The organism is Oscillibacter sp., from assembly GCF_040505565.1.
Classification (GTDB): domain Bacteria; phylum Bacillota; class Clostridia; order Oscillospirales; family Oscillospiraceae; genus Oscillibacter.
This window is the reverse complement of the sequence record NZ_JBEUWZ010000015.1, coordinates 128,747-150,298: the sequence shown is the minus strand read 5'-3', so window position 1 is coordinate 150,298 and position 21,552 is coordinate 128,747. Positions and strand designations below refer to the sequence as shown.

18 protein-coding genes are annotated in these 21,552 nt (G+C 58.5%); 12 read left to right on the top strand and 6 right to left on the bottom strand.

Going from position 1 to position 21,552, the window contains the following annotated elements:
* The first annotated feature begins 182 nt into the window (after nt 1–182).
* The 7 genes from ABWQ15_RS08895 to ABWQ15_RS08865 all read left to right on the top strand — a co-directional run bounded on the left by ABWQ15_RS08895 (nt 183) and on the right by ABWQ15_RS08865 (nt 5,271).
* A complete protein-coding gene (locus tag ABWQ15_RS08895; RefSeq protein WP_353908413.1) occupies nt 183–449 on the top strand; it encodes a magnetosome magnetite crystal formation protein family in 267 nt (88 codons plus the stop codon).
* 52 nt (nt 450–501) lie between these two features.
* Nucleotides 502–912: a DUF2752 domain-containing protein gene (locus ABWQ15_RS08890; protein ID WP_353908412.1), complete on the top strand. Its 411-nt coding sequence runs from the start codon at nt 502–504 to the stop codon at nt 910–912.
* Nucleotides 913–1,065: 153 nt separating this feature from the next.
* Nucleotides 1,066–1,839, top strand: coding sequence for a TIGR00282 family metallophosphoesterase (locus ABWQ15_RS08885; RefSeq protein ID WP_353908411.1), 774 nt, complete (start codon nt 1,066–1,068; stop codon nt 1,837–1,839).
* Between the two features lie 29 nt (nt 1,840–1,868).
* Nucleotides 1,869–2,348, top strand: a complete 480-nt coding sequence (locus tag ABWQ15_RS08880) for a YbaK/EbsC family protein (protein ID WP_353908410.1) — start codon at nt 1,869–1,871, stop codon at nt 2,346–2,348.
* A gap of 3 nt (nt 2,349–2,351) precedes the next feature.
* A complete protein-coding gene (locus ABWQ15_RS08875; RefSeq protein WP_353908409.1) occupies nt 2,352–3,449 on the top strand; it encodes a metallophosphoesterase family protein in 1,098 nt (365 codons plus the stop codon).
* A 9-nt stretch (nt 3,450–3,458) separates the two neighbouring features.
* Nucleotides 3,459–4,460: an asparaginase gene (locus tag ABWQ15_RS08870; protein ID WP_353908408.1), complete on the top strand. Its 1,002-nt coding sequence runs from the start codon at nt 3,459–3,461 to the stop codon at nt 4,458–4,460.
* Between the two features lies 1 nt (nt 4,461).
* Nucleotides 4,462–5,271 (top strand): DNA-3-methyladenine glycosylase family protein, encoded by an 810-nt coding sequence (locus tag ABWQ15_RS08865; RefSeq protein WP_353908407.1) that lies wholly within the window; start codon nt 4,462–4,464, stop codon nt 5,269–5,271.
* 75 nt (nt 5,272–5,346) lie between these two features.
* On the opposite strand, the gene ABWQ15_RS08860 is transcribed toward ABWQ15_RS08865, so the two are convergent.
* The 3 genes from ABWQ15_RS08860 to ABWQ15_RS08850 form a co-directional block, all read right to left on the bottom strand.
* Complete coding sequence (locus ABWQ15_RS08860) at nt 5,347–6,609, bottom strand: ATP-binding protein (protein WP_353908406.1); 1,263 nt, start codon at nt 6,607–6,609, stop codon at nt 5,347–5,349.
* A 69-nt stretch (nt 6,610–6,678) separates the two neighbouring features.
* A complete protein-coding gene (locus tag ABWQ15_RS08855) occupies nt 6,679–8,139 on the bottom strand; it encodes a transporter substrate-binding domain-containing protein (RefSeq protein WP_353908405.1) in 1,461 nt (486 codons plus the stop codon).
* Nucleotides 8,140–8,850: 711 nt separating this feature from the next.
* Nucleotides 8,851–10,050 carry an acetate/propionate family kinase gene (locus ABWQ15_RS08850; protein ID WP_353908404.1) on the bottom strand — a complete coding sequence of 400 codons (1,200 nt, stop codon included), beginning with the start codon at nt 10,048–10,050 and terminating at the stop codon, nt 8,851–8,853.
* A 173-nt stretch (nt 10,051–10,223) separates the two neighbouring features.
* Here ABWQ15_RS08850 and ABWQ15_RS08845 point away from each other — a divergent pair, with 173 nt between their 5' ends.
* The 5 genes from ABWQ15_RS08845 (at nt 10,224) to ABWQ15_RS08825 (ending at nt 14,267) form a co-directional block, all read left to right on the top strand.
* The gene (locus ABWQ15_RS08845; RefSeq protein ID WP_353908403.1) at nt 10,224–11,432 is read left to right on the top strand and encodes a tRNA(Met) cytidine acetate ligase; all 1,209 of its coding nucleotides are present in this window, start codon (nt 10,224–10,226) and stop codon (nt 11,430–11,432) included.
* 14 nt (nt 11,433–11,446) lie between these two features.
* Nucleotides 11,447–12,379 carry a DUF3298 and DUF4163 domain-containing protein gene (locus tag ABWQ15_RS08840; protein WP_353908402.1) on the top strand — a complete coding sequence of 311 codons (933 nt, stop codon included), beginning with the start codon at nt 11,447–11,449 and terminating at the stop codon, nt 12,377–12,379.
* A 120-nt stretch (nt 12,380–12,499) separates the two neighbouring features.
* The gene (locus tag ABWQ15_RS08835; protein ID WP_353908401.1) at nt 12,500–12,841 is read left to right on the top strand and encodes a PadR family transcriptional regulator; all 342 of its coding nucleotides are present in this window, start codon (nt 12,500–12,502) and stop codon (nt 12,839–12,841) included.
* Nucleotides 12,775–13,584, top strand: coding sequence for a permease prefix domain 1-containing protein (locus ABWQ15_RS08830; RefSeq protein ID WP_353908400.1), 810 nt, complete (start codon nt 12,775–12,777; stop codon nt 13,582–13,584). The genes ABWQ15_RS08835 and ABWQ15_RS08830 overlap by 67 nt, the downstream gene beginning before the upstream one ends.
* A complete protein-coding gene (locus ABWQ15_RS08825; RefSeq protein ID WP_353908399.1) occupies nt 13,581–14,267 on the top strand; it encodes a hypothetical protein in 687 nt (228 codons plus the stop codon). Before ABWQ15_RS08830 ends, ABWQ15_RS08825 begins: the two co-directional genes overlap by 4 nt.
* Nucleotides 14,268–14,304: 37 nt before the next feature.
* Here the strand turns inward: ABWQ15_RS08825 and ABWQ15_RS08820 are convergent, their stop codons facing one another.
* Genes ABWQ15_RS08820 through ABWQ15_RS08810 form a run of 3 tightly spaced genes read right to left on the bottom strand, consistent with a single transcriptional unit; the run spans nt 14,305 to nt 21,489 of the window.
* Complete coding sequence (locus tag ABWQ15_RS08820) at nt 14,305–15,345, bottom strand: NAD(P)H-dependent oxidoreductase (protein ID WP_353908398.1); 1,041 nt, start codon at nt 15,343–15,345, stop codon at nt 14,305–14,307.
* Nucleotides 15,346–15,357: 12 nt separating this feature from the next.
* Nucleotides 15,358–16,605: a lactate dehydrogenase gene (locus ABWQ15_RS08815; RefSeq protein ID WP_353908397.1), complete on the bottom strand. Its 1,248-nt coding sequence runs from the start codon at nt 16,603–16,605 to the stop codon at nt 15,358–15,360.
* A 54-nt stretch (nt 16,606–16,659) separates the two neighbouring features.
* A complete protein-coding gene (locus ABWQ15_RS08810; RefSeq protein WP_353908396.1) occupies nt 16,660–21,489 on the bottom strand; it encodes a nicotinate-nicotinamide nucleotide adenylyltransferase in 4,830 nt (1,609 codons plus the stop codon).
* Nucleotides 21,490–21,552: the final 63 nt, after the last annotated feature.

The window sequence follows — 21,552 nt, the reverse complement described above, 5'->3', positions numbered from 1 at the left end:
GACAGGTAGCGCCAACACAGAGCGGACAGTTTTTTGACTGTCCGCTCTGTACTTTTTCGTTTAGTGCAGTATGTTTTAGATTGAGCGGCAGATACTGCTATTAGCATATTTCTTGCATTTATAGGATTACTGTGCTAAAATGAAAATAATTGAGATACCTTATAAAAATGGAGGCAACGTCTATGGATCGCAAGACAACTGGAATTGTTGCATACCTGACTTGGATTGGACTAGTGATTGCGTTGATTTTTGGTGACCGAGAGGAAGCAAAATTTCACATCAATCAGGCACTGGTGATCTGGTTGGCAGGTCTTCTTGGCATTATTCCCTGCATTGGCTGGGTATGGGGTATTTTCTGCTTCGTCTGCGCGGTGATGGGCTGCATCAGCGCGATCAATGATGAGGAGAAGGAAGTCCCGATTCTGGGACAGTTCAAACTGCTGAAGTGAGATAGAGAAGCCGTGCGTTGCACGGCTTCTCATTTTCAAGGGAGGAAACGCTATGGAGCAAAGGTCCTGGGATCGGGAGTTGTATCCTGCGCTGGTAGTGACACTGGCGGTTGGATTGACTGTCTTCCTGATCTGGCATTTTTGCATGGACGCGCCTGCGCTTCCAACTTGCTGGTTCTTTACGCACTGGCACATTTACTGCCCCGCTTGCGGCGGCACTCGGGCAATGATCGCGTTGGCGCATGGACACGTCATGCAGGCGTGTCGCTGGAATCCGGCCGTGCCGGTGGGAGCGATCTCCGTGATAGCGTATTTGCTGACGCAGACGATCTGGCGGCTGCGGGGCCGATGCGGCTGGGTACTGCGATACAACGACTACTGGCTATGGGCGTTTTTGCTGCTGATGGCGGTAAACTGCTTGGTGCGGAACCTTTTGTGGTTTGGATTGGGAATCGCCCTGTAAAAGAAATTTTTCACATTGCAGAAGGCAAGCCGCAGCTGCAGCGGGTGCTTTTTTTACGGCGCAGGAGTCTCCGGTAAGGACCACACCCTTGCAATTCATAGTGTTTTTGGATATAATAGCACCTACAGAACGTTTTTGGAAATCAGGTGCCATATGCTTTATCATATTCTGGCCGTGGGTGATGTGGTGGGAGAGCCGGGCCTGTCCCATCTGGAGAGGACTCTGCGTCCGCTGAAAAAAATGAAGGACATTGCTTTTACCGTAGTCAATGGGGAGAATGCTGCCTCAATTGGATTGACGCCGCAGCAGGCAGAGCGCATTTACGATGCAGGCGCGGATGTGATTACCCTTGGAAATCATACCTTCGGCAAGCTTCAGATCGCCGATTTTCTGGATGATGCTTCCTATATCCTCCGCCCCGCCAACTATACCGGTCGGGCGCCGGGGAGGGGCTGCGGGATTTATGACCTGAACGGTGTCCAGATCCGAGTGGTGAACCTGATTGGGCGGTGTGATCTGAGCTGGGGAGCGGACAACCCTTTCACCGTGATGGATCAACTGCTGGTTGGGGAGAAAACAGATTTCACGCTGGTGGATTTCCACGCTCAGGCCACCAGTGAAAAGCTGGCGATGGGGTACTTTCTCGATGGACGGGTCTCCGCCCTCTGGGGGACCCACACCCATGTGCCAACTGCCGATGAGCGGATCTATCCAAGGGGTACCGGCTATATCACGGACTTGGGTATGACGGGTGCGGTGGAATCCGTGCTGGGTGTGAATCCAGAGCAGTCGGTGGAGTTGTTTTTGGGCGGCCTGCCGGGCCGATTTCAGAATCCAGAGGGCCCCTGTAAGCTGCAGGGGGCCATTTTTACGCTGGACAGTGCCACCGGTCTTTGTACCGGCGTGGAGCGGATGGATATTCGTTAATAAACACATAGAAAAAGGGGAACAGAGCTATGTCGATCGAAAAGGTGAGAGCCTATTTTAAAGCACAAGGCATTGAGGACCGTATTCAGGAATTCGATGTGTCTTCGGCTACTGTGGAGTTGGCTGCTCAGGCAGTGGGTGTGGAGGGTGCGCGGATTGCCAAGACCCTCAGTTTCAAGCTGGAAGATCGGGTGTTGCTGATCGTTTGCGCAGGAGACGCCAAGGTGGATAACCGCCGCTATAAGGATCGCTTCGGAGGCAAGGCGTCCATGCTGAGCCACGACGAAGCCTCCACGCTGGTGGGCCATGCGGTGGGCGGTGTGTGTCCGTTTGCCGTCAACAACGGCGTGGAAGTTTATTTGGACGAGTCTTTGCAGCGCTTCGCCACAATTTTTCCGGCGGCCGGCAGCAGCAACAGCGCTATCGAGCTGACTTGCGGCGAGCTGGAAAAATACTCCGGAGGAACCTGGGTGGATGTGTGCAAGGGCTGGCGGCCCGACGAGCAGTAAGCCATGTTTCGATTTCTTCATGCGGCGGATTTTCACTTGGACAGCGCGTTTCACGCCCTGTCGCCCCAGCGAGCGGCGGAGCGGCGGAGGGAGAGCCGGGAACTGGGCGCGCGGTTGGCGGAGGAAGCGATCCGCCGGGGTGCGGATCTGGTGCTCCTCTCCGGCGATCTGTTCGATGGGACCGACAGCTTTCGCGAGACGCCCGAGGATTTGGCCCGAGGGCTGGGGCGCGTCGGCGCCAATGTGTTCATCGCGCCGGGAAACCACGACTTTTACAGTCCCGAAAGTCCGTATGCCACCTTGGAGTGGCCTGAGAATGTATATATTTTTAAATCCGGCCAGATCGAGAGCGTGGATCTGCCGGATCTGAACTGCACCGTCCACGGCGCGGCATTTACCGGGCCGGAGCAGACGTCCGGCCTTTTGAACGGATTTGCCGTCCCCGAGGATGGCCGGGTCCATCTGATGACGCTCCACGGAGACGTGGAACCATCCGCCGCCCGCTACAATCCTGTCACGAAAGCGGAGATTGCAGCCAGTGGTCTTACTTATCTGGCACTGGGACATGTTCACGCCGCCTCCGGGCCGCAGAGGTGCGGAAAGACCCTTTGGGCATATCCCGGTTGTACGGAAGGCCGGGGCTTTGACGAGTTGGGGGACAAGGGCTTCTATTTCGGAACCGTGTCCGACGAGGGTGCGGTGACGCTGGAATTTGTGCCTTTTGCCCGACACCGCTATGGGATCATGACCGTGGATATAACGGCGAAGGACCCCCGGGAGGCGCTGGAAGCGGCTCTGCCCGCATGGACCACGGACGATCTGTACCGTGTTTTGCTCACCGGAGAGACGGACGAGCGGGGAATGGACCTGACGGCCCTGGAAACGCTCTTCTCCGGTCGGTTTTACGCGCTGGAGCTGCGGGACTGCACCCGCGTCCGGCAGGATGTGTGGGCAAGGGCTGACGAGGATTCCCTACGGGGAGAATTTCTTCGCCGCCTGCGCGGCCGGTACGACGCCGCGGCAGACGATAAAGAGCGGGAAACCGTGAATCGCGCCGTACGGTTCGGGCTTGCGGCACTGGACCATAGGGACATTTTGTGAGGGTGTGCGATGAGAAAAATTTTATTGATTGGAACCGGCGGCACCATTGCCTCTCAGGTGACGGAAGACGGACTTGCCCCGGAGCTGACCAGCGCGCAGCTTTTGGCCCATATACCCGCTATTTCCAGCATCTGTCACGTTGAGAGCCTGCAGCTTTTGAATCTGGACAGCACCAATATCGCGCCGTCCCATTGGCTGCGGATGGTGCGGTGTATCCGGGACCACTATCTATCCTACGACGGCTTCGTCCTGACCCACGGTACGGATACCATGGCATATACCGCCGCAGCTCTCAGCTATCTCATTCAGGGCAGCCCCAAGCCCATTGTACTTACCGGGGCTCAGAAGCCCATCGGGTTCGACGTGACGGACTCCAAGGTGAACCTGACGGACGCGTTCCGGGTGGCGTCGTCGGATATGCCCGGCGTGTCTCTGGTGTTCAACGGAAAGGTGATTTTGGGGACCCGGGCGCAAAAGGTCCGGTCCAAGAGCTTTGAGGCTTTTTCCAGCATCGACTATCCGTTCCTGGGCGTTCTGCGGGACGGTGTGTTGCTGCCCTACATCCGGCAGGACTGTAAAGACAGACCGTCATTTTATGAGGATCTGAATACCAGCGTCGCCCTGCTGAAGCTGATTCCCGGCACGGATCAGGCGTTGCTGGATTATCTGCTGGAGCGGAACGACGCCCTCATTATTGAATCCTTCGGTGTTGGCGGTCTGCCCGATTATGAGGGCGCGGACTTTTGTGGCAGCGTCTGCCGCTGGACGGCGAAGGGCAAGCTGGTGGTGCTGACCACTCAGGTGCAGAATGAGGGCAGCGACCTTGGCATCTACCATGTGGGTCATCGACTGAAGGGGATACCCGGCGTGCTGGAGGCCTTTGATCTGACCACCGAGGCGGTGACGGCGAAGCTGATGTGGATTATGGGGAAGACACGGGACCCGGCGGAGATCCAGCGCCTGTTTTATGCCCCCGTGGCCCACGATATTTTGTGGCCCGTGGAAAACTGACATGGAATTCATTCCGAAACAGGACTTCAATCTGGAGAAGATTGCGGACAGCGGCCAGAGCTTTCGGCTGAATCAGCTGGAGCCGGGTCGCTTTCGTCTGACGGCGCGGAAACGGTGCGTGGAGTTGGCAGAGCGGGCCGACGCCTGGATGCTGGACTGCCCGGCGGCGGAGTACGACGGACTTTGGCGAAGTTATTTCGATCTGGACACGGATTACGCTGCATTTCGCGCCGCCGTACCGGAAAAGGATGCGTACTTAACCGCTGCGGCGAAGTTCGGCACAGGTATCCGGATTTTGCGGCAGGATCCATGGGAGATGCTGGTGACGTTTATCATTTCCCAGCGGAAGAACATCCCCGCCATTCGAGCCTGCGTGGAAGCGCTTTGCGTCCGGTATGGGGAGAGCCTTGGCCGGGAATATGCCTTTCCGGCACCGGCGGCGCTGTCTGGGGCTGGGGAGGAGGGCCTTCGGACCTGCGCGCTGGGCTATCGCGCCGGATATGTTTTGGCGGCGGCGCGGCTGGTGCAGACGGGGGCGCTGGACCTTGAGGCACTGGCGTCTCTGGGAGATGGGGAGCTGCTGGAGGCATTGACAGCCGTCCCTGGCGTGGGGGTGAAGGTGGCCAGCTGTGTATCGCTGTTCGGTTATCATCGCATTGCCGCGTTTCCCCGGGATGTGTGGATCAACCGGGTGGTTCATGAGCACTACCGGGGTCGTTTTCCGCTGTACCGCTATAAGGGGTTTGCCGGGGTGATACAGCAGTATCTGTTTTACTACGTACGGTATGAAGGAAAAAATACAAAGAATTAAAGAGAGCACAACTGTGCGCCCCAGCATATAAGAACCAGCCCGGCAGATATATCCGCCGGGCTGGTTTGATTTACGTTACTTCTGTGGAGAGTTGTGCCTGCCGCCGCCCCGAAGAACGATCTGCTCCGCCAGTGTCCGATATAGCTTTTCCGGGTCCACAGGCTTGTCCAGATGGGCGTCCATTCCGGCGGAGAGGCTTGCTTTTACATCAAAATCGAAGGCGTTGGCGGTCATGGCGATGATGGGGATGGTTTTCGCGTCGATCTTACGGAGGGCACGAATGGCCCTGGTGGCGCTCAGACCATCCATGACAGGCATCCGGATATCCATCAGGATCGCGTCGTAATATCCCGCGCCGCGCTGAATAAATAGATCCACACCATGCCGCCCGTCCTCCGCATGCTCCACATCTACACCTACCTTGCTCAAAAGCTTTGCGGTGATCGTGGCATTGAGCGGATGGTCCTCACACAGAAGGACGCGCCTGCCCTGAAGGTCAAAGAAAGCCGCTGCATCGTCGGAAGCTGGCGGCTGATATCTCTCCAGCAGCTCAAAGGGTAACTCAACGGTCACGGCCGTCCCTTCGTTCAGCTTGCTGCAAAGGGCAATGGTGCCGCCCATCAGATGCACCAGGTTCTGCACGATGGGCAGGCCCAGTCCGGTACCCGCATATTTGTTGCTCTGAGAGTTCGGCTCCTGGGCAAAAGGCTCGAAGGCGTGCTTCAAAAACTCCTCGCTCATACCAACGCCGCTGTCGCGGATGGTTATCCGGACAAGACAACACCCGCTTTCCCGGCGCAGACATTCCAACAGGCATTCGATTTTCCCGTACCCGGGAGTGAACTTCACGGCGTTGGACAGCAGGTTCGTGAAAATTTGCCGCACCCGCACGCGGTCCACATTGATAAAATCATTTTGAAATCCTTTAAATTTCAAACTAATATTAATGCCCTTTGCCTGTGCGGACTGTGAGATGCCTGCGAGGGTTTGTGTAATCAGTTCAGCGGCGCGCACCGGCTCTTTGTGCAGTTCAACTTTTTGCCCCTCGATCCGGCTCATGTCCAACGTGTCGTTGATCAGGCTCAGAAGATAGTTGCTGGAATCGCGGATGGTGGAGAGATTTGCACGCGCCTCCTGGGAAAGGCCTGGCAGATCGATGGTCAGCGCGGTCATGCCTAGAATACCGTTCATGGGTGTGCGCATGTCATGGCTCATGCGGGAGAGAAAATCCGTCTTTGCCGCATTGGCGCTTTTCAGGGCCAGGTTTTTACGACTGGTCCGGTGGGCGAATACCAGCAGGGATGCCAGCGCCGCCAGCAGTCCGGTAAGGGCGGTCAATAGGACGAGACTTTGCACAGGGTAGTTGTGGATCAGGGCCTGCGGGCTGCTGGACTCTGGCCTGGCCGCCTACGCGCCGATAATCAGCTGCTCCATTTCGGCGTCGGTGATGGTGCTCAGCGTCTTGCTGAGAAGAGAGCTGAGCGTGTGGTCCCCCTGTGTGACGCCGAAGCAGATGCTGTGTGTATAGTCGTCTGTCAGAATGGGGGTTAGATTTCCGTACTGATACATGCTGAGATAGTATTCCGCAATGTAGTTATTCAGAATGGTGATGTCTGCCCGACCGGAGGAGACCGCCTGAATGCATTTCTCATAGCTGTCGAAGTACTGAATCTGCTCCGGGGAGAATTTCCGTTGGATGAGCTGATCCGGATTTTCAGAGCTGGGCACGACGGCCACGGTACAGGAAGAAAGATCAATCGAGGAGTTTTTTCGCTGAAGACAGTAGTAATTGGTTGTAAAAAATGGGTCAGTAATACTGACGCCATTCTCCTCGGCAAGGAGAAGATCGTTGGAATATCCCGGCAGAACAACAGTTTTACCCTGCGCGTCAAGCTCCGTCAGCATATCCTGGGAAACCGCCTCGTACCCAACACCCAGCTTTTCACACAGCAGCTTGGCAAGCGCGGGGAAGTAGCCCTTATAGTCGCCATCCTCCAACCGGGAGAGATACCCCTCGTCGTCGGCGAAGGCAAAGCACAGGGTTCCGGCAGAGGCTGCGTAATCGGATTCCGCCTTGGTCAGCGGAACAGAAACGCGATCCGGAAACCATTTCTTGTACAGGTCGGATAAAAAGTGGGGCTCGTCCTGTTCCACCTGACCCAGCGCATCGTCCAAAAGGAACAGAGTGGGATCGTTCAGCCGCATGGAAATGTGATTGGTGACATTGTTAAACTGGGCCAGCATCTTCATGTCATCGGTCAAATCCATTACATTGGAGATCACCGCGTCTACCTCTCCGGCATTCAGCTTGGCCCGGCACTCGTTGTACTCGCTGCAGATCACCAGCTGGTCCTCACGGATTCCAAGGCTAGGAAGAGAGGCGGCAATGTTTGTGCTGGACAGCAGGCTGTCGGAAACCGCAATTTTCAGGTTATGAAAGCTGTTATAATCACAGTAGTACAGCTCCTTGCTGGATTTGAGCGTCATAAGGACATGATAGGTGTATAGGATCGGGTGATTGCTGTAGCTGAACGTGGTGGAAGGAGTCGTGGGCAGAGAAACCGGCATCCGAATGTCGGCTTCGCCGCTGAGCAGCATCTGCCGGGTGCTCTCCCAGCTGGACGCTGGTACGTATTCAAAGGTTATTCCGGTGTACTGTGTCAGCTTGTCCAGAAGCTCCACGCCATATCCCGTCTCATAGCCGGATGCGTCATATTCAAAAAAACCGTCCAACGGGTAAAAAGCCACTTTTAGCGCGGTAGAAGGATGCGGTGTGCTTACTGAAGCGGCGCAAGGCAGAACCAGCCCCGCTGTCAACAGGAGCACGCCAAAGAGAGACAGCGCCGCGCGAAAAAAACTCTTTCTCATATCCAAACTGCCTTTCTCTGAACCGTGCTGAACGAATTCGGATATTGTCATGAAACCGCTATGCCCCATGACCCCATAACCGACAGTTTGCCCCACAGGGCGGACCGCAGACAATTGAAACGCCGGAGTGCGGGTATTCACTACATGCCGGTATCATAATAGTTCCGCCATTATGCCATAGCCGCAAAGCGGCGTCATGGTAGATGTATTCAAATCAAAAATGCTTGCTTTTTATATATTTTACCATATTGAGCGGAGAGAAGCAACCTATTCGACATATTCCTGAACCCTCACGCAGGCAGATTTGGCCGCCGCCTTGCCCCCCTGCCTGCGCTTCAGGAAAGCCCCCCGATACCTGAACTCACGGGCATCGGAGGGCTGGCAGTTTTCTGCTTCTCCGGCGGTCAACGGAGTTTGCTGAGAGGTGCCGTCCGTACCCTGAAAAAATGCTCTTCCGGTCTCATACTTGTACGAGGCTGGTTCTCGATCACTGGTCTTCAAACATCGGTTCCAGAATCTCTTTAATCAGCCCGATCCTGTCCCCGGGGTGTCAGGAAAAGCCCCCAGCCCGCCGCGGGTGTTCTTGTCGCTCAGAACAAAGACCGGCCCATCGTTAGATGGACCGGTCTAAAGAGATTCAATTTACCGCAATGCTGCGGGGTCCCTTCAACATTCAGCGCCGGAGGGCGGAATACGCAGAGAAAGAGATCCTTACTTGCAAAGCGCCGCGGTGTCGCGGGCGATCACCAGTTCCTCGTCCGTGGGGATCAGCAGCACCTTCACCTTGGAGTCAGCGGCGGAGATGAAGGCTTCCTTGCCGCGGCAGTTGTTGGCTGCGGCGTCCATCTTCACGCCCATGAACTCAAGACCCGAGGCGATATCCAGACGCTGGCCGACGGAGTTCTCGCCCACGCCCGCAGTGAATACGATGGCATCCACTCTGCCCATGGCGGCTGCATACGCGCCGATGAGCTTCTTCACGCCGTAGTTGAACATATCAACGGCCAGCGCGGCCTGCTCGTTGCCCTTCTCCGCAGCGTCCTCCAGATCGCGGAAATCGGAGGAAACGCCGGACACTCCCTGGACGCCGGATTTCTTATTGAGAATATTCAGCATCTCGTCGATGTTCAGCTGATACTTGTTCATCAGGTACTGGAGAATTCCCGCGTCCAGATCACCGGACCGGGTGCCCATGGGAAGGCCCGCCAGAGGGGTGAAGCCCATGGAGGTGTCCACGCTTTTGCCGCCGTCCACAGCGGTGACGGAGGAGCCGTTGCCCAGATGGCAGGTGATGATTTTTAGCTCCGCGGCGGGCTTTCCAAGCATGGCCGCGGCGCGGCTGGTGACATACTTGTGGGAGGTGCCGTGGAACCCGTACCGCCGCACCTTGTCGTTCTTGTAGTACTCATAGGGCAGAGCATAGGTGAACGCCTTGGCGGGCATGGTTTGATGGAAAGCGGTGTCGAACACGGCCACCATGGGTACGCCGGGCATGACCTTTTCACAGGCGCGGATACCGGTGATGTTGGCGGGGTTGTGGAGAGGGGCCAGAGGAATGCAATCCTCAATGGCATTCATGACCTCGCCGGTAATCCGAACGGATTTATTGAAGGCCTCGCCGCCGTGCACCACGCGGTGACCCACCGCGTCGATCTCCTTCATAGAGGCAATAACGCCGTTTTCCGGATCCACCAGAGCGTTCAGAACCGCCTGAATGGCTTCGGAATGGGTGGGCATGGCTACATCCACAGCCTTCAGGGTTTCTTTGCCCTCCACCTGCGGCTTGTAGGTGAACTTGCCGTCGATGCCGATGCGTTCGCAAAGGCCCTTAGCCAGCACGATGCCGGTATCGGGGTCCATCAGCTGATACTTCAGGGACGAACTTCCGGCGTTGATGACGAGAACATTCATGGTAATTCCTCTTTCCGTGAGCAGCCCTTGCGGACAGCCCCAAAATAATGTAAAATAGGCTTGCTCTTTCCACGAAAGGGCACACTATTATCATTATAGCAAAGTATTTCCAGGATACAACTGCTAATTTAACCGAATTGTCACTTTTTTGTAATGAAATCGAGGTGAAATCCGTGAAGACCGCTGGTATTATAGTGGAATACAATCCGGTTCACTCTGGTCACGCATACCAGATCGCCGAAACGCGGCGGGTTCTGGGTCCGGACAGCGCAGTGGTTTGCTGCATGAGTGGCTGCTGGGTTCAGAGCGCGGCTCCTGCCCTTGCCGACAAATGGCTGCGGGCGCGGCTGGCGGTGCTGAGCGGCGCGGATTTAGTTGTTGAGCTGCCCACCATGTGGGCCGTATCTTCGGCGGAGACATTTGCTCTGGGGGGCGTCAGTCTGCTGGCGGCCACCGGAGTGGTGACACATTTATCCTTTGGCAGCGAGTGCGGGGATATCGGGGTCCTGCAAGCCGTGGCGGAGTGTTTGGACTCGGAAGCTTACGCCGCCGGACTCCGTCGCTTTCTGGACGAGGGCATGCCCTTTGCAGCCTGCCGCCAGGCAGTGGTCACGGGGCTTTTGGGCCGGGAGGCGGGGGCACTTCTGGAAAGCCCCAACAACAACCTTGGCATCGAATACCTGCGGGCTCTGCACCGTTTGAACGCGGAACTTTACCCCATGACTGTCCGGCGGGAGGGCGCAGCATATCACGACTGCGCCACGCCGGAGGGCAGCCGGTTCGTCTCGGCCACTCAGGTGCGGCGTTGGGTGTCCCACGGCGCGTGGGCGGCGGCGGAGTCGTATCTTGTTCCCGGTGAGCTGGAGCTTTTGCAAAAAGCCGATCTGGCGCTGCCCCCGTTTTCCGATGCTGTGGAGCGGGCGTTTCTGGCCCGCCTCAGAACGATGACTCCCGCGGATTGGGCGGAACTGCCTGACAGCGCCCCGGGGGAGGGGCTTCCGGACCGTTTGGCCCGCGCAGGACGGGATACCCGGTCTCTGGATGAGTTTTATAAGCTGGCCAAGACGAAGCGCTATCCACATGCCCGGCTGCGCCGGTTGGCGCTGTGGGCGTTTTTGGGTCTGCGGGCGCAGGACCGGCCGGTAACGCCGCCGTATCTCAGGGTGCTGGCGGTGGGGGAACGGGGACGAGAGGTCCTGCATATTATGAAGGAGACCTCATCTGTGCCCATTTTGACAAAGCCCGCCCATGTGCGGGACCTCAGCGATGCCTGTCGCCGGAGCTTTGAAGTTGAAGCCCGGTGTACAGACCTGTATGGCCTGTGTCTGCCTCGGATTCTTCCCGGCGGACGGGAGTGGAGAGAGGGACCGGCGATCCTCTGAAAAGGAGATTTTTTATGCAGAAACGATTGTTACCTATACTGGCGCTGTCTTTGGCGCTGCTCAGCGGTTGCTCCAGCACATCATCGGCTCCTGCCGCCGGTTCCGCGTCGGCTTCGCTTTCTGATTCCAGCAGGATTATGGGCTCCAAGGTGGTGTCCTCCTCAGCGGAGGTACTGAATTTTGTGTTGGACAGCGACAGGCAGACCGACCGGCATGATGCGGACGACGGTACGGAGCTTGCCGCCTTTACTTACACGGTACCTGTGCTCCGGGTAGCGACGGAGGACGGTCAGATTCTGGGGTCTGCCGCTACTGCGGCGGAAAAACAGGCGCTGGATGTGGCCACCGCTTTTAACGCAAACTTTACAAGTTGGCTGGAAAGCACGGACTTCCAGGGAGTTTTTACCTGGGCAGATGAGGATTACGCGCAGCGCAAAGAGAGCGGACAAAGCTGGGAAACGCCCTATGACGAGGAATTCACCTATACCTTTTGGCGGTCGGACCGGCTCATCAGCATTGCGGGAGAATATTACAGCTATACCGGCGGCGCGCACCCGAACACCGTGCTGCTGGGCTGGAACTTTGATCTGCAGACCGGCCAGTTCCTCCATCCGACGGCGCTGGGGGCGGACTCGGAGGAATTTCAGACAATGGTCACGAAAGAGATCATCCGTCAGGCTGACCAGCGGGCCGCGGAGGGCGGCTATGCGCCCACGACCATGTATTGGGAGGACTATCAGGATATTGCTGCCCGCTGGCCTGACTATGCGGTGTATTTCACGGACAAGGGTATGACCGTGAATTTCTCCGCCTATGATTTGGCGTGCTACGCTGCGGGGCCCCAGACCTTTGAGATCAGCATTGACCTTTTAAAGCCCTATTTGAGCGAGGATGGCAGGGCGTTGCTGGGGATCGTGAATGATTCGCAGACAAAATCCGCTCCGTAAGCGCCGCGTTCCAACGTTTTCCGCCGCCGGTTTTCCGGCGGCGGTTTTTTACTTGACATACCTAGAAATACAAGGTATATTAAAAGCATCGATACTCGAGGTATTAACTGGGAGGCAGATATGGAAAAGCGGAAGGTTATTGAACACACCGGGCTGTTGGTGCTGTCGCTGCTGGCGGGAGAGGACATGTACGGCTATCAGATGATCGTGGAGCTGGCCCGCCGCTCCGACCGCACCTTCGACATGAGGGAGGGGACGCTGTATCCTATCCTTCACGGACTGGAAAAGGACGGGGCGGTGGAGGCGTATATGCAGGAGTCCCCCACGGGTAGGACGCGGAAATACTACCACCTGACGAAAAAAGGCGCGGAGCGGCTTCGGGCCGAAGAGACAGCGTGGCAGACTTACGCCGGGGCGGTGAACGCGGTCCTGCGGTTCGACGTGGGCTTCAGTCCGGCGTGAGCGAGATGGAACGGCAGGAATTCTGTGACCGGGTGCTGGCGAAGGTTCGCCATGCCACACCCGAGGAAAAAGCGGCTATCCGGGCGGAGCTGAACGCTCACATGGAGGACCACGTCGCCGCGCTGCTGGAAGCGGGATACGAAGAGGCGGATACGGAGAAACGGACGCTGGCCGCTATGGGCGATCCAGAGGAGATTGGCGCGGAACTGAACAGGGATTATCCGCTGGGCTGGTTGGTCCTGAGCCGGGTGAGCCTGATTCTGACGATTTTGATCTGCGCTACGTTTTTGTTTTCCTGGCCGATGCTGGGAAACACGCTGGATAGCCTGCAGGCCCGCATTTTCCCAGAGACCAGCAGCTTTGCCAGTAGGGCGAAATATACCTATGAGCGGGATTTGGACATCCGGGCGGAAATCGGAGACGATATTCTGCGCATTTACAAGGTGGGCCTGGATGTGAATCGGGACGGCGAGACGGGGAACGTGGGACTGTTCTTCTGCAACTACAACAAGAACCCCTTTGGATATACCGCGAATGGATTGAATCTTGAGTACGGGACCTCGGCTACCACGGAATCGGAGCGGCGCTATGACGACGGCGGAGGCGGCAATGCCGGAGCATCCTACAGCCTTGCGGCCAAAATTCCCGTTACCCGAGCGGATGGCGCGGTGGTGGTCACCTATGATCATTACGGCGAGTACGTCCGGTTGGAAGTGCCGGTGCCCTGGGAAGATGTCACATGAAAAAGACGGAACAGAAGACAAAACTTGAAACCCGGAAACACAAAGCGTTTCGCCGGACGCTGGTTTGCCTCGCGGTACTGGTAGTCTTTTCCGTGCTGCACCTCTATATGTTCACGCCTATGCAGGGCATTTACTACGCGGAAACTCAAAACGGGACGGGGCGGACCCATGTGGTGACCCGGATGCTGCCGCCCGGGGAATTACACCTGTGGGGAACCCTGTTCTATCTGACAGCCAATGAAAATGCCGTTCTCATGAGCGATGTGCAGTTTCATCCGCTGATGGGCTGGTTCGATACTATGGGCGCGTCGTTGGACTGCTCGGAGGAAGCCGCCATCCATGCGGGGCGGTGGAGCGTGGGCCACGAAGAGGTGTATGTCCAGTATGCCTTCGGGCGGGTGGATGACCCGGAGATTCAGAGCGTGGCGGTGTCCGTGGAGGAGGTGCGTTACAGAACCGGAGAAGAGGTGCGGGAGGAGCTGTTTCGTACGGAGATAGAGGACGCCCGTTGGTTTCAGAAGGGAGACAACCGGTATTTTGTGATTCCGGTTAAAGATCCGCGGGAGACAAACGACGACTTGGAAAGAGTGACCTATTCCGTTGTCGGTCTGGACACGGAGGGACGGGAGATCGCCCGGAGCATAGACGAATGGGGTGCATACACCGAAGTGCATATGGGATAAAACAAGCGGCGCGGGATATTGTCCCGCGCCGCTTGTTTTATTGCTTCAGTCTATCCAGTATGTTTTTTGCAAAATCGTCCAGCCGATGATCAATCCCCGGCAGCTTCATGGCGGCGCCCGCGTCGTTGGCCGTTTCCAGCAGGCAGAAATTGGGCGGCAGATAAAATCCCTTGTTCATGCACAGGGCGGACACCAGCTGCCGCGCCACAATATCCCCGCCGGAGTACCCGGACACCACGATGCCGAAGAGCGCCTTGTCGGAAAAGGAGGTGGTGCGGTACAGCGCCGTCAGGCGGTTGATGGCCGCCGTCAGATTGGCGGAGACTGCGTCGTTGTAGTTGGGGCACAGCAGCATCACCGCGTCCGCCTCCCGAATGGCGGGGTAGACGTCCTCCACCATGACACCGCCGTAAAAGCACCCGCCCTTTTCCCCAAAGTGGAGGCAGGTGGTGTAGGGACAGCCGCCGCAGTCCTCCAGCGTGCCGTTGCGAAGACCGATCTCCGTGACGGCACAGCCGTCTCCCAGCCGCTCCCGCACTCCGCCCCAGAGAGCCAAGGTGTTGGACGTGCGGTGACTGGAGGCGTGAAGTACCAGCAGCTTTGGCTTTTCCGTCTTTGGCGGGGAGAAGCTCAACACCCGGCCCGCCAGGTCCTGTATGGCAAGATGATAGGCTGTTTCCAGATCACAGCCGGCGTTTTTTGCCTGAACGGTGAAGTTCGCGAGGGACCCGATGGCCTCCACCAGAGGGCGGCCCGGGAAAGCGCAGCCCGCCGCGTTGGCCGCCAGCACCAGTTCCCGCGCGGCAGCTTTTGTGTAGAGGTCCCCCGCGCCGTCCACAATCACGCCGCCCACGCACCGGTCGAGGGAACCCGGGTGGGTTCGCAAAAATGCCAGAAGGTCATAATATCCATGGTTTACGCCGCTTTCGTCCAACGGTACGGCGAACAAAAGCACCCGGTTTTCAAGCGGCCCGGTCAGGCGGGTCAGAATTTCGCAGGGGATACTCCGCAGCCCCTCGCGCAGCGCCAGTGCGTACCGCTCCGCGGCGGTCTCACCGGGGCAGATCAGGGTCAGCATGTTCCCATCTCCTTATAAAATTTCCTTCAGTTTCGATTCTGTCTCCTTCAAGCGTCGGAACAGTGCATCCGGCAGCTCCAGAACCTCCGTCTCAAGCCCCTGGGCGGTGCTGCGGTTCCGCACGCCGAACCACACACCGCCCAGACACACGGACCCGCAGTGCCACAGCCCGCGCAGAGTGAGCAGCAACTGCATAGCCCCGGAGGATACGGCGGGAGCCACAAAGGGCTTGAACCCAAGCTCCCGGACGCGGAGATTGGCGGTCTTGACCTGCTCGGTCAGCTCACGGGAGATCTGATCGTCGTACTGATTAATGGAGTTGGCAATGACCAGCCCCTCTCCGTGGGGGCCAAAGCTGCGGCCGTCCGAGAGGAAGGAGAGAAACCGGAGATCCGTTTGGGCCAACGCCGCGGCGCGGGCGTTCATGACCCCCAGACCAAAACCCTGTACCTGTTCGGCAAGCAGGCCTTTCCCATCCCAACGCCCATTCTCGCCGGCGTTGGAGGCCAGATATGCCGCCTTGCACAGCGGATCCACAGGGTCAGACAGTACCACGAACAGCCCGCCGAAATTTGCTTCCCGCGCCTGCCGGGCATAGGACTCCACCAGGGGGCGGTTGGTGGCGAACTGCGCCATCCGCACGTCCTGAACCGGACCTCCCACCGCCGGGACAGATTTTGCGGCGGCGAACAGGAATACGTCGCAGTCGAAGAGCCGTCCGGGCTGCACAGCCTCCACCTTTGGCAGCGCCTCATAGTCCCAGGGCCAGGAGATCTGGCTCATTTCCGCTGCCCATCGGGCAACGGTCTTCTCGTTCAGATCACAGATGCCGATGCTTGCGATACAGTCGCCGCCCAGCAGCTTCAGCGCCGTCAATAAAGTGCTGCCCACATCGCCCACCGCCAGCAAATTCACGCGCTTCCGGTTGGGCCGACGCTGATCCGAGTTCGCCGCGAGCTGTTCCCACCGGGGATGCCGGAAGTTGAGGCATCGAAGCTCTCCGGCCTTCAGTCGGCGGAGAATGGTTTCCGGCAGGTCCGGCACGGGGGCGTCGATGCGGCGGCTGTCCAGCCACTCCACGCCGTCCGTCTTCGCGGTGAGCTGGCGGGGGTCCGTGACGAGAAAGCTGGCCCGGCGGTTCTCCGGCGGACAGTCGATTAAAAACGTCACGTCCTCGCCGTCCCGCGGCGCTCCGCAGCTCAGCAGTGCCAGATCCTCAAACGCCGCGTATTTTTTGCCCTGACAGGTATAGTAATACATAAAATCAATCCTCTCCATAGGGAAGCGGCGTCACGGCTGCTATTCGCTTCCACTTCACGGCTTCGGTCTCCTCTCCATTTCCCGCATCCGCAGCAGCATTTTCAAATCGTTTTCAAGACACTGGGAGGCGGACAGGTTCATATCGTAAGTCAGGCACCGCCCTTTGTCCGGAGCCAGAGGCAGGATCACCGCCTCATTGAGCCGGGAGAGCGTCAGGTTTCGCGCAAAGGTCCGGCGGTATTCACTCTCCAGACTCAGCAGGATGTCCCGGGAGTTTTCAATGCAGGTCCGGGAGAAGTGGAACACCGCCGTCTGAGCGCAGCCCCGGTAAAATCTGGGATAGATATAGGGCAGGATCATGTTGACCGACGGCGTCAGCTGGGGCTGGTCGTCCGCATCCCGGGCCACCGTGTCCCCGCCGATAAAGGGATACATGGTGGACTCCACAAACCAGGAGCGCATATTGGGTACGAAGTATACGCAGTCCACATTCCGCCCCTTGGACACGATCAGGTCCCGGCCCCGGCCGGACAAAAGCCCCACCAGTACCCGGTCGATCTCCACGCCCTCCGCCCGGAACAGGGGGTCCAGAGCGCTGATGCGGTTGCCGGAGTGGAGCAGGTCGTCCACGAGGATGATGGGACGGTGGAAGGCTTTCACGGTGCGGATCTGGCTTTCCAGCGGCGCGTACCGGGGGAACGCCTCAATGGTAAAGGAGTTCAGGTCCGGCGCAAATACCTTGTCGGTATGGATGGTTTTAGTGACGGTATTGGGGATGGCGTTGCCGCGGAGAATTTTCCCGAAGGGGACGCACATCTTTTCTCCCAGCACACGGGGATGGGTGGGTTCCGGCGGGACGTTGTTCAGCTCGATGATTCGGCCCACCAATCGGTGATAGATCACCTCCGCGTTCAGGGACAGCACCAGCACACCGGGATACAGATTGCAGATAGCCCGCTGAAAATTTTCGTGGGCTTTCCGCACGGCGGTAAGCACCTGCGGATTGGAGGCGAAAGGCTCCTTCAGCGTGGTGGGGATGTTTTGGATCAGTACGGAGGGGGAGCGCATGTCCACCAGCAGCAGCGGCCCCGCCCCGCCCGGCGGCGCGGGCCGGAAGCCCTGCCGCTGGAGAAGGTCCAGAGTCTTTGGGTCGGTCTGGCCCGAAGCAGGGTACCATACGGCGTATCCGCAGTCGGACGCCATGGCCCGGCTCAGCGCCTCCGTCAGCAGGAGCTGGCCCACGTCATAGGCCGCGCCGGAGGACTTCGCGGTGTGCAGTCCCGTCAAAAGGGCGATGCGCCCGGCGGTTCTCTCTCGGACATAGTTGGCAAGGGAAGCATCCCCCAGTGCATCGTAGAGCGTGGCGGTGTTCACCGTGCGCAGGGTTAGAAAGCCCAGAATTCTGGGCCGGGGGCCCTGCACCCGGAGGATCATGAAGGAGTCGCCCCACTCCAGCCGGAGCGGCAGAGGGCGTCCCTCGCTGACCGCGGCGGAGAGCTCCTCCATCAAAGTTCTGTCGGGCCGCTCCACAAAGGAGAAGTCCAGATCGCTGGCCCGCAGAATCTGCTTATACTGCGGTTCCCGCAGGTACAGGCTGTTGCGGTAGATATAATCCTGCACCGTGGGGTCCACCAGATTGGAGATATCCCGTCCCAGATCAATGTTTTCCCGAATGCGGGTGGAGCTGATGTCCTCCAGCTGCGTCGGCAGCTCCAATTGCAAAACCTTTCCTTTGATACAGCGAAGGTCCGGGTCGATCTCATGCCCCTCGGCGTCGCTGGACCGACGGAATACGATGTGATTCAAATACTGAACGGACCCCTCCACAGGGGCCGCGCGGTAAGAGGAGGCGTTGGCCACCACATCGGACCCCACGGCGAGGTACAGCTCCCGTCCGAAAAAGACCTCCCGCAGGCGGTTCAGGCTCCGGGGGTCCGCCAGATTCACGGGAATATCGTGGGGAAACAGGTAAACGCCAAACTGATCGGCCACGGACATGGAGACGATTTGCCGCCGGACCAGAGAGGGCTGGGCCTTTTTCGACCAGGAGAACTCGTCGATGGCGAGATAGACCTCGAATCCCCGGTCCCGGATGGCCTGTACGATGCCTTTGTGGGACAGGGAAAAGGGGTCGAAGGTGCCGGGGAAAAATGCCGCGGCGGGCGGCTGCGGGAAGTGAAACGGCCCGTCTTCCAGCAGATGGGATAAAATGAAGCGGTAAATGTGGGAGAGAGTGGCCGCGGCGTAGAAAAACGTCAATTCCCGTTCGCTGCTCTCATTCAACAGAAACAGAATCTTTTTCGCCATCAGGATGAACAGGGTCTCCTTGTCCTCAAACCCCAGCGCACCAGAGGCAAACAGCCCGTCGCCCAGAATGTGGAGCGTGGTCTGCCGGACGGACTCCCGGCAGGACGCCAGTCCCCGCAGCAGCAGTCCCGCAAGACGTGTGCGCCGCTGTGTAACGGTGGATTCATCCTCCTTAAACCGTCCGGCGTACACCGCGTAATATTCCAGCATGGACCCGATGGTCCGCAGTGCCGAGGACACCACTCCCGCGTTGGGAGACGAAAGCAAGGCCTCCATCTGACCGACCACCTCGTCCAGTTCTCTCGGATGGAGCCACAAGGAAAACCGGCCCAGATATTCCGGAATATATTTTGAGCTGTCCGCATCGCCGGTCTCCAGGGATTTGGAGAGCTCCACAGCGATCTCATTGCGTCGGTCCGGCGTCAGGAGAGACGCAAGACTCAAAAGGGAAGCGCCCGCTACCTGCCGGACGACTACGTTCTCACTGACCTTCATGAGATTTGAAAAGTGGGTGGCGATGTGCAGCACGTTTTGGTGGCTGCCCCGCTCCACCTGCTCCAGCAGGTACTCCACGCCCACGGCTTTCAAAAGCCAGGGAGTGGCGGTTTTCAGGTTGTCGAGGAACACGCTGCTGACGGCGCTCTGCCGGCGCAAAAACGCCTCCTGCTCCGTTAAGTCCAGCCCCAACCGACGGCACAGCTGGCTTTGCAAAAACAGCAGAGGGATGCTGATGCCGCACTCTGCCTCCGACACGGCGGAGCGGACGACATCCCGCTGGGCAGCGCCCTCGGGCATGGCCTCCAACAGGTGGCGCAGAAGACGCATGGCGGCGGCCTTCTGCGCTTCTCCACCGTTTTCCAGCCAATAGACGGCAAAGTCGGTAAAGACCCGCAGATTTTCCTCGCTGCACTGGGAGAGTGGAAAATTGACCACCGTATCCAGCAGCGCAAAAGCGGCGTCCTCCTCCACGGCGCGGGGATCGGCATAGTGGCGGAACAGCTCCGCGGCAAAGACCTCGCCGTCTGCCCGGGAGGCATAGGACAGCAGGGAGTCCACCGCCAGCTTGGCGGCGTAGCGGATCTTGCTGATCTGCATGGGCGTCAGCCGCCGGTCAGGATAAATCAGGCGGGCCAGATACTCCTTCCACAGCACGAAGGGCCGCTGGTCCGCCGGGTCCGGTTCCGCCCCGACAGGCAATTCCTTTTTATAGCCGGAGTTGAACCCCGCCAGCACACGACCCAAAAGCGCCGCAGCCCGACGGCGGACGCCACCATCGGGAATCAGCAGCAGATCATATAGAAATTCCAGCGTCTGCTCTTTTTGGGACGCGGACCAATAGGTGAAATACTCCTCAAAAATGCCCAGATACGCCCCGAGCCTGGCAGCGTTTTGCTCGCTGCGGGCGGATTCCAGAATGTTGGCGAAAAGCTGCTCGTGCCCCAGCCGGTGCATCAGCCGGATATTGTGATCCACGGCCGTCATCCGCAGAGCCGTCACCACCTGGTCCGGGCGCATCAGCACCGGGTCCGTCTTGGGCGGAGGAGGCGTGTTGGCACCGGAAAGGGTCGCATCCGTGCCGAAGGAACGAACATAGTCCTCAAAGTCCAGCAGCTTTGCATAGACGTGGCGGTAGCGCAGCTCTTTGACATAGTTCACGTTATCCAGCTTGCTTAGAATGACGTCAAAGGCCTCCTGAATGGAGTAGATGCGGGCAATCTCCTGCCCGCTTTCGTCCCGGGACTGCTTTACCCGGAAGTCGGCATACACCAGCGCCAGAGATTCCGAGGACAGGTTTTCAAGCTCCAGATCCCACACCGAGTGGTTCGACGCGATGTGGCCGATGGTCTCAAGCCCCCTCTGGGTAAACCACTGATCCGTATAGTGATAGTGGAGGTAGGGCACCCGCTCGCCGCTTTTGCAGCCGAACTTGCCGATGTCATGTCCCGCAGCCGCGCCAGAGAGCAGGGGCAGATCCACGCAGCCGCCGCACGCATGGTAGGGCCGCATAATGCTCATAGCCACATGATGAACCCCCGCGATGTGCTCCAGCGTGCGGAAGGGAGTTACCTCCCGGCCAAGGCGCATCGCCTCATAGACATACTCTCCCCGGAACCGCACCAAAAACTGCCGGTATTCCTCCGCGGTGCTGCTGTGGGCCAGCTCCTCCTCTGTACAGAATGCGAAATCAAATTGGGGATCAAAGGGAAGCACCTCGCGCTCCGCGTCGAACAAGACCTGCAAAATATTGAGATAGCACAGCGCCGCATCCCGCTGAGCGGCGGTGTGCTCCACATCCGCCTCGTCATAGAGAAGAGACACCGCCACGTGATAGGCATAGACCATCCAGCCCTCCTTCGGCGGGGGCGTCAGCCGATTCATGAGCGGCAGGGTCATCTCCAGCGCCTTTTCGCAGGTCAGCCGCTTTTCAAAGGGCAGCAGGGTGCTCAGCTGCGCGTCCCACTCCTGGGGCAGGATCAGCACGGCGGCGTCCGCCCGGCTCATGGCCAGCTTGCGCAAAAAGGTCTGTTCCTCAAACGCGTGGACCAGAACTTCGGTCAGCGATTTGATACTCTCCATATGTTTCCTCCGTTCCGCCCGCACGGGGCGCATGTTTTCTGAGTTTTGGCGGCACAGGACGGC

Excerpts from the sequence above, each read along its gene's own strand:
- ABWQ15_RS08895 (WP_353908413.1), top strand. The coding sequence starts at position 183 with ATGGATCGCAAGACAACTGGAATTGTTGCATACCTGACTTGGATTGGA.
- ABWQ15_RS08890 (WP_353908412.1), top strand. The coding sequence starts at position 502 with ATGGAGCAAAGGTCCTGGGATCGGGAGTTGTATCCTGCGCTGGTAGTG.
- ABWQ15_RS08885 (WP_353908411.1), top strand. The coding sequence starts at position 1,066 with ATGCTTTATCATATTCTGGCCGTGGGTGATGTGGTGGGAGAGCCGGGC.
- ABWQ15_RS08880 (WP_353908410.1), top strand. The coding sequence starts at position 1,869 with ATGTCGATCGAAAAGGTGAGAGCCTATTTTAAAGCACAAGGCATTGAG.
- ABWQ15_RS08875 (WP_353908409.1), top strand. The coding sequence starts at position 2,352 with ATGTTTCGATTTCTTCATGCGGCGGATTTTCACTTGGACAGCGCGTTT.
- ABWQ15_RS08870 (WP_353908408.1), top strand. The coding sequence starts at position 3,459 with ATGAGAAAAATTTTATTGATTGGAACCGGCGGCACCATTGCCTCTCAG.
- ABWQ15_RS08865 (WP_353908407.1), top strand. The coding sequence starts at position 4,462 with ATGGAATTCATTCCGAAACAGGACTTCAATCTGGAGAAGATTGCGGAC.
- ABWQ15_RS08855 (WP_353908405.1), bottom strand. The coding sequence starts at position 8,139 with ATGAGAAAGAGTTTTTTTCGCGCGGCGCTGTCTCTCTTTGGCGTGCTC.
- ABWQ15_RS08850 (WP_353908404.1), bottom strand. The coding sequence starts at position 10,050 with ATGAATGTTCTCGTCATCAACGCCGGAAGTTCGTCCCTGAAGTATCAG.
- ABWQ15_RS08840 (WP_353908402.1), top strand. The coding sequence starts at position 11,447 with ATGCAGAAACGATTGTTACCTATACTGGCGCTGTCTTTGGCGCTGCTC.
- ABWQ15_RS08835 (WP_353908401.1), top strand. The coding sequence starts at position 12,500 with ATGGAAAAGCGGAAGGTTATTGAACACACCGGGCTGTTGGTGCTGTCG.
- ABWQ15_RS08825 (WP_353908399.1), top strand. The coding sequence starts at position 13,581 with ATGAAAAAGACGGAACAGAAGACAAAACTTGAAACCCGGAAACACAAA.
- ABWQ15_RS08820 (WP_353908398.1), bottom strand. The coding sequence starts at position 15,345 with ATGCTGACCCTGATCTGCCCCGGTGAGACCGCCGCGGAGCGGTACGCA.
- ABWQ15_RS08815 (WP_353908397.1), bottom strand. The coding sequence starts at position 16,605 with ATGTATTACTATACCTGTCAGGGCAAAAAATACGCGGCGTTTGAGGAT.
- ABWQ15_RS08810 (WP_353908396.1), bottom strand. The coding sequence starts at position 21,489 with ATGGAGAGTATCAAATCGCTGACCGAAGTTCTGGTCCACGCGTTTGAG.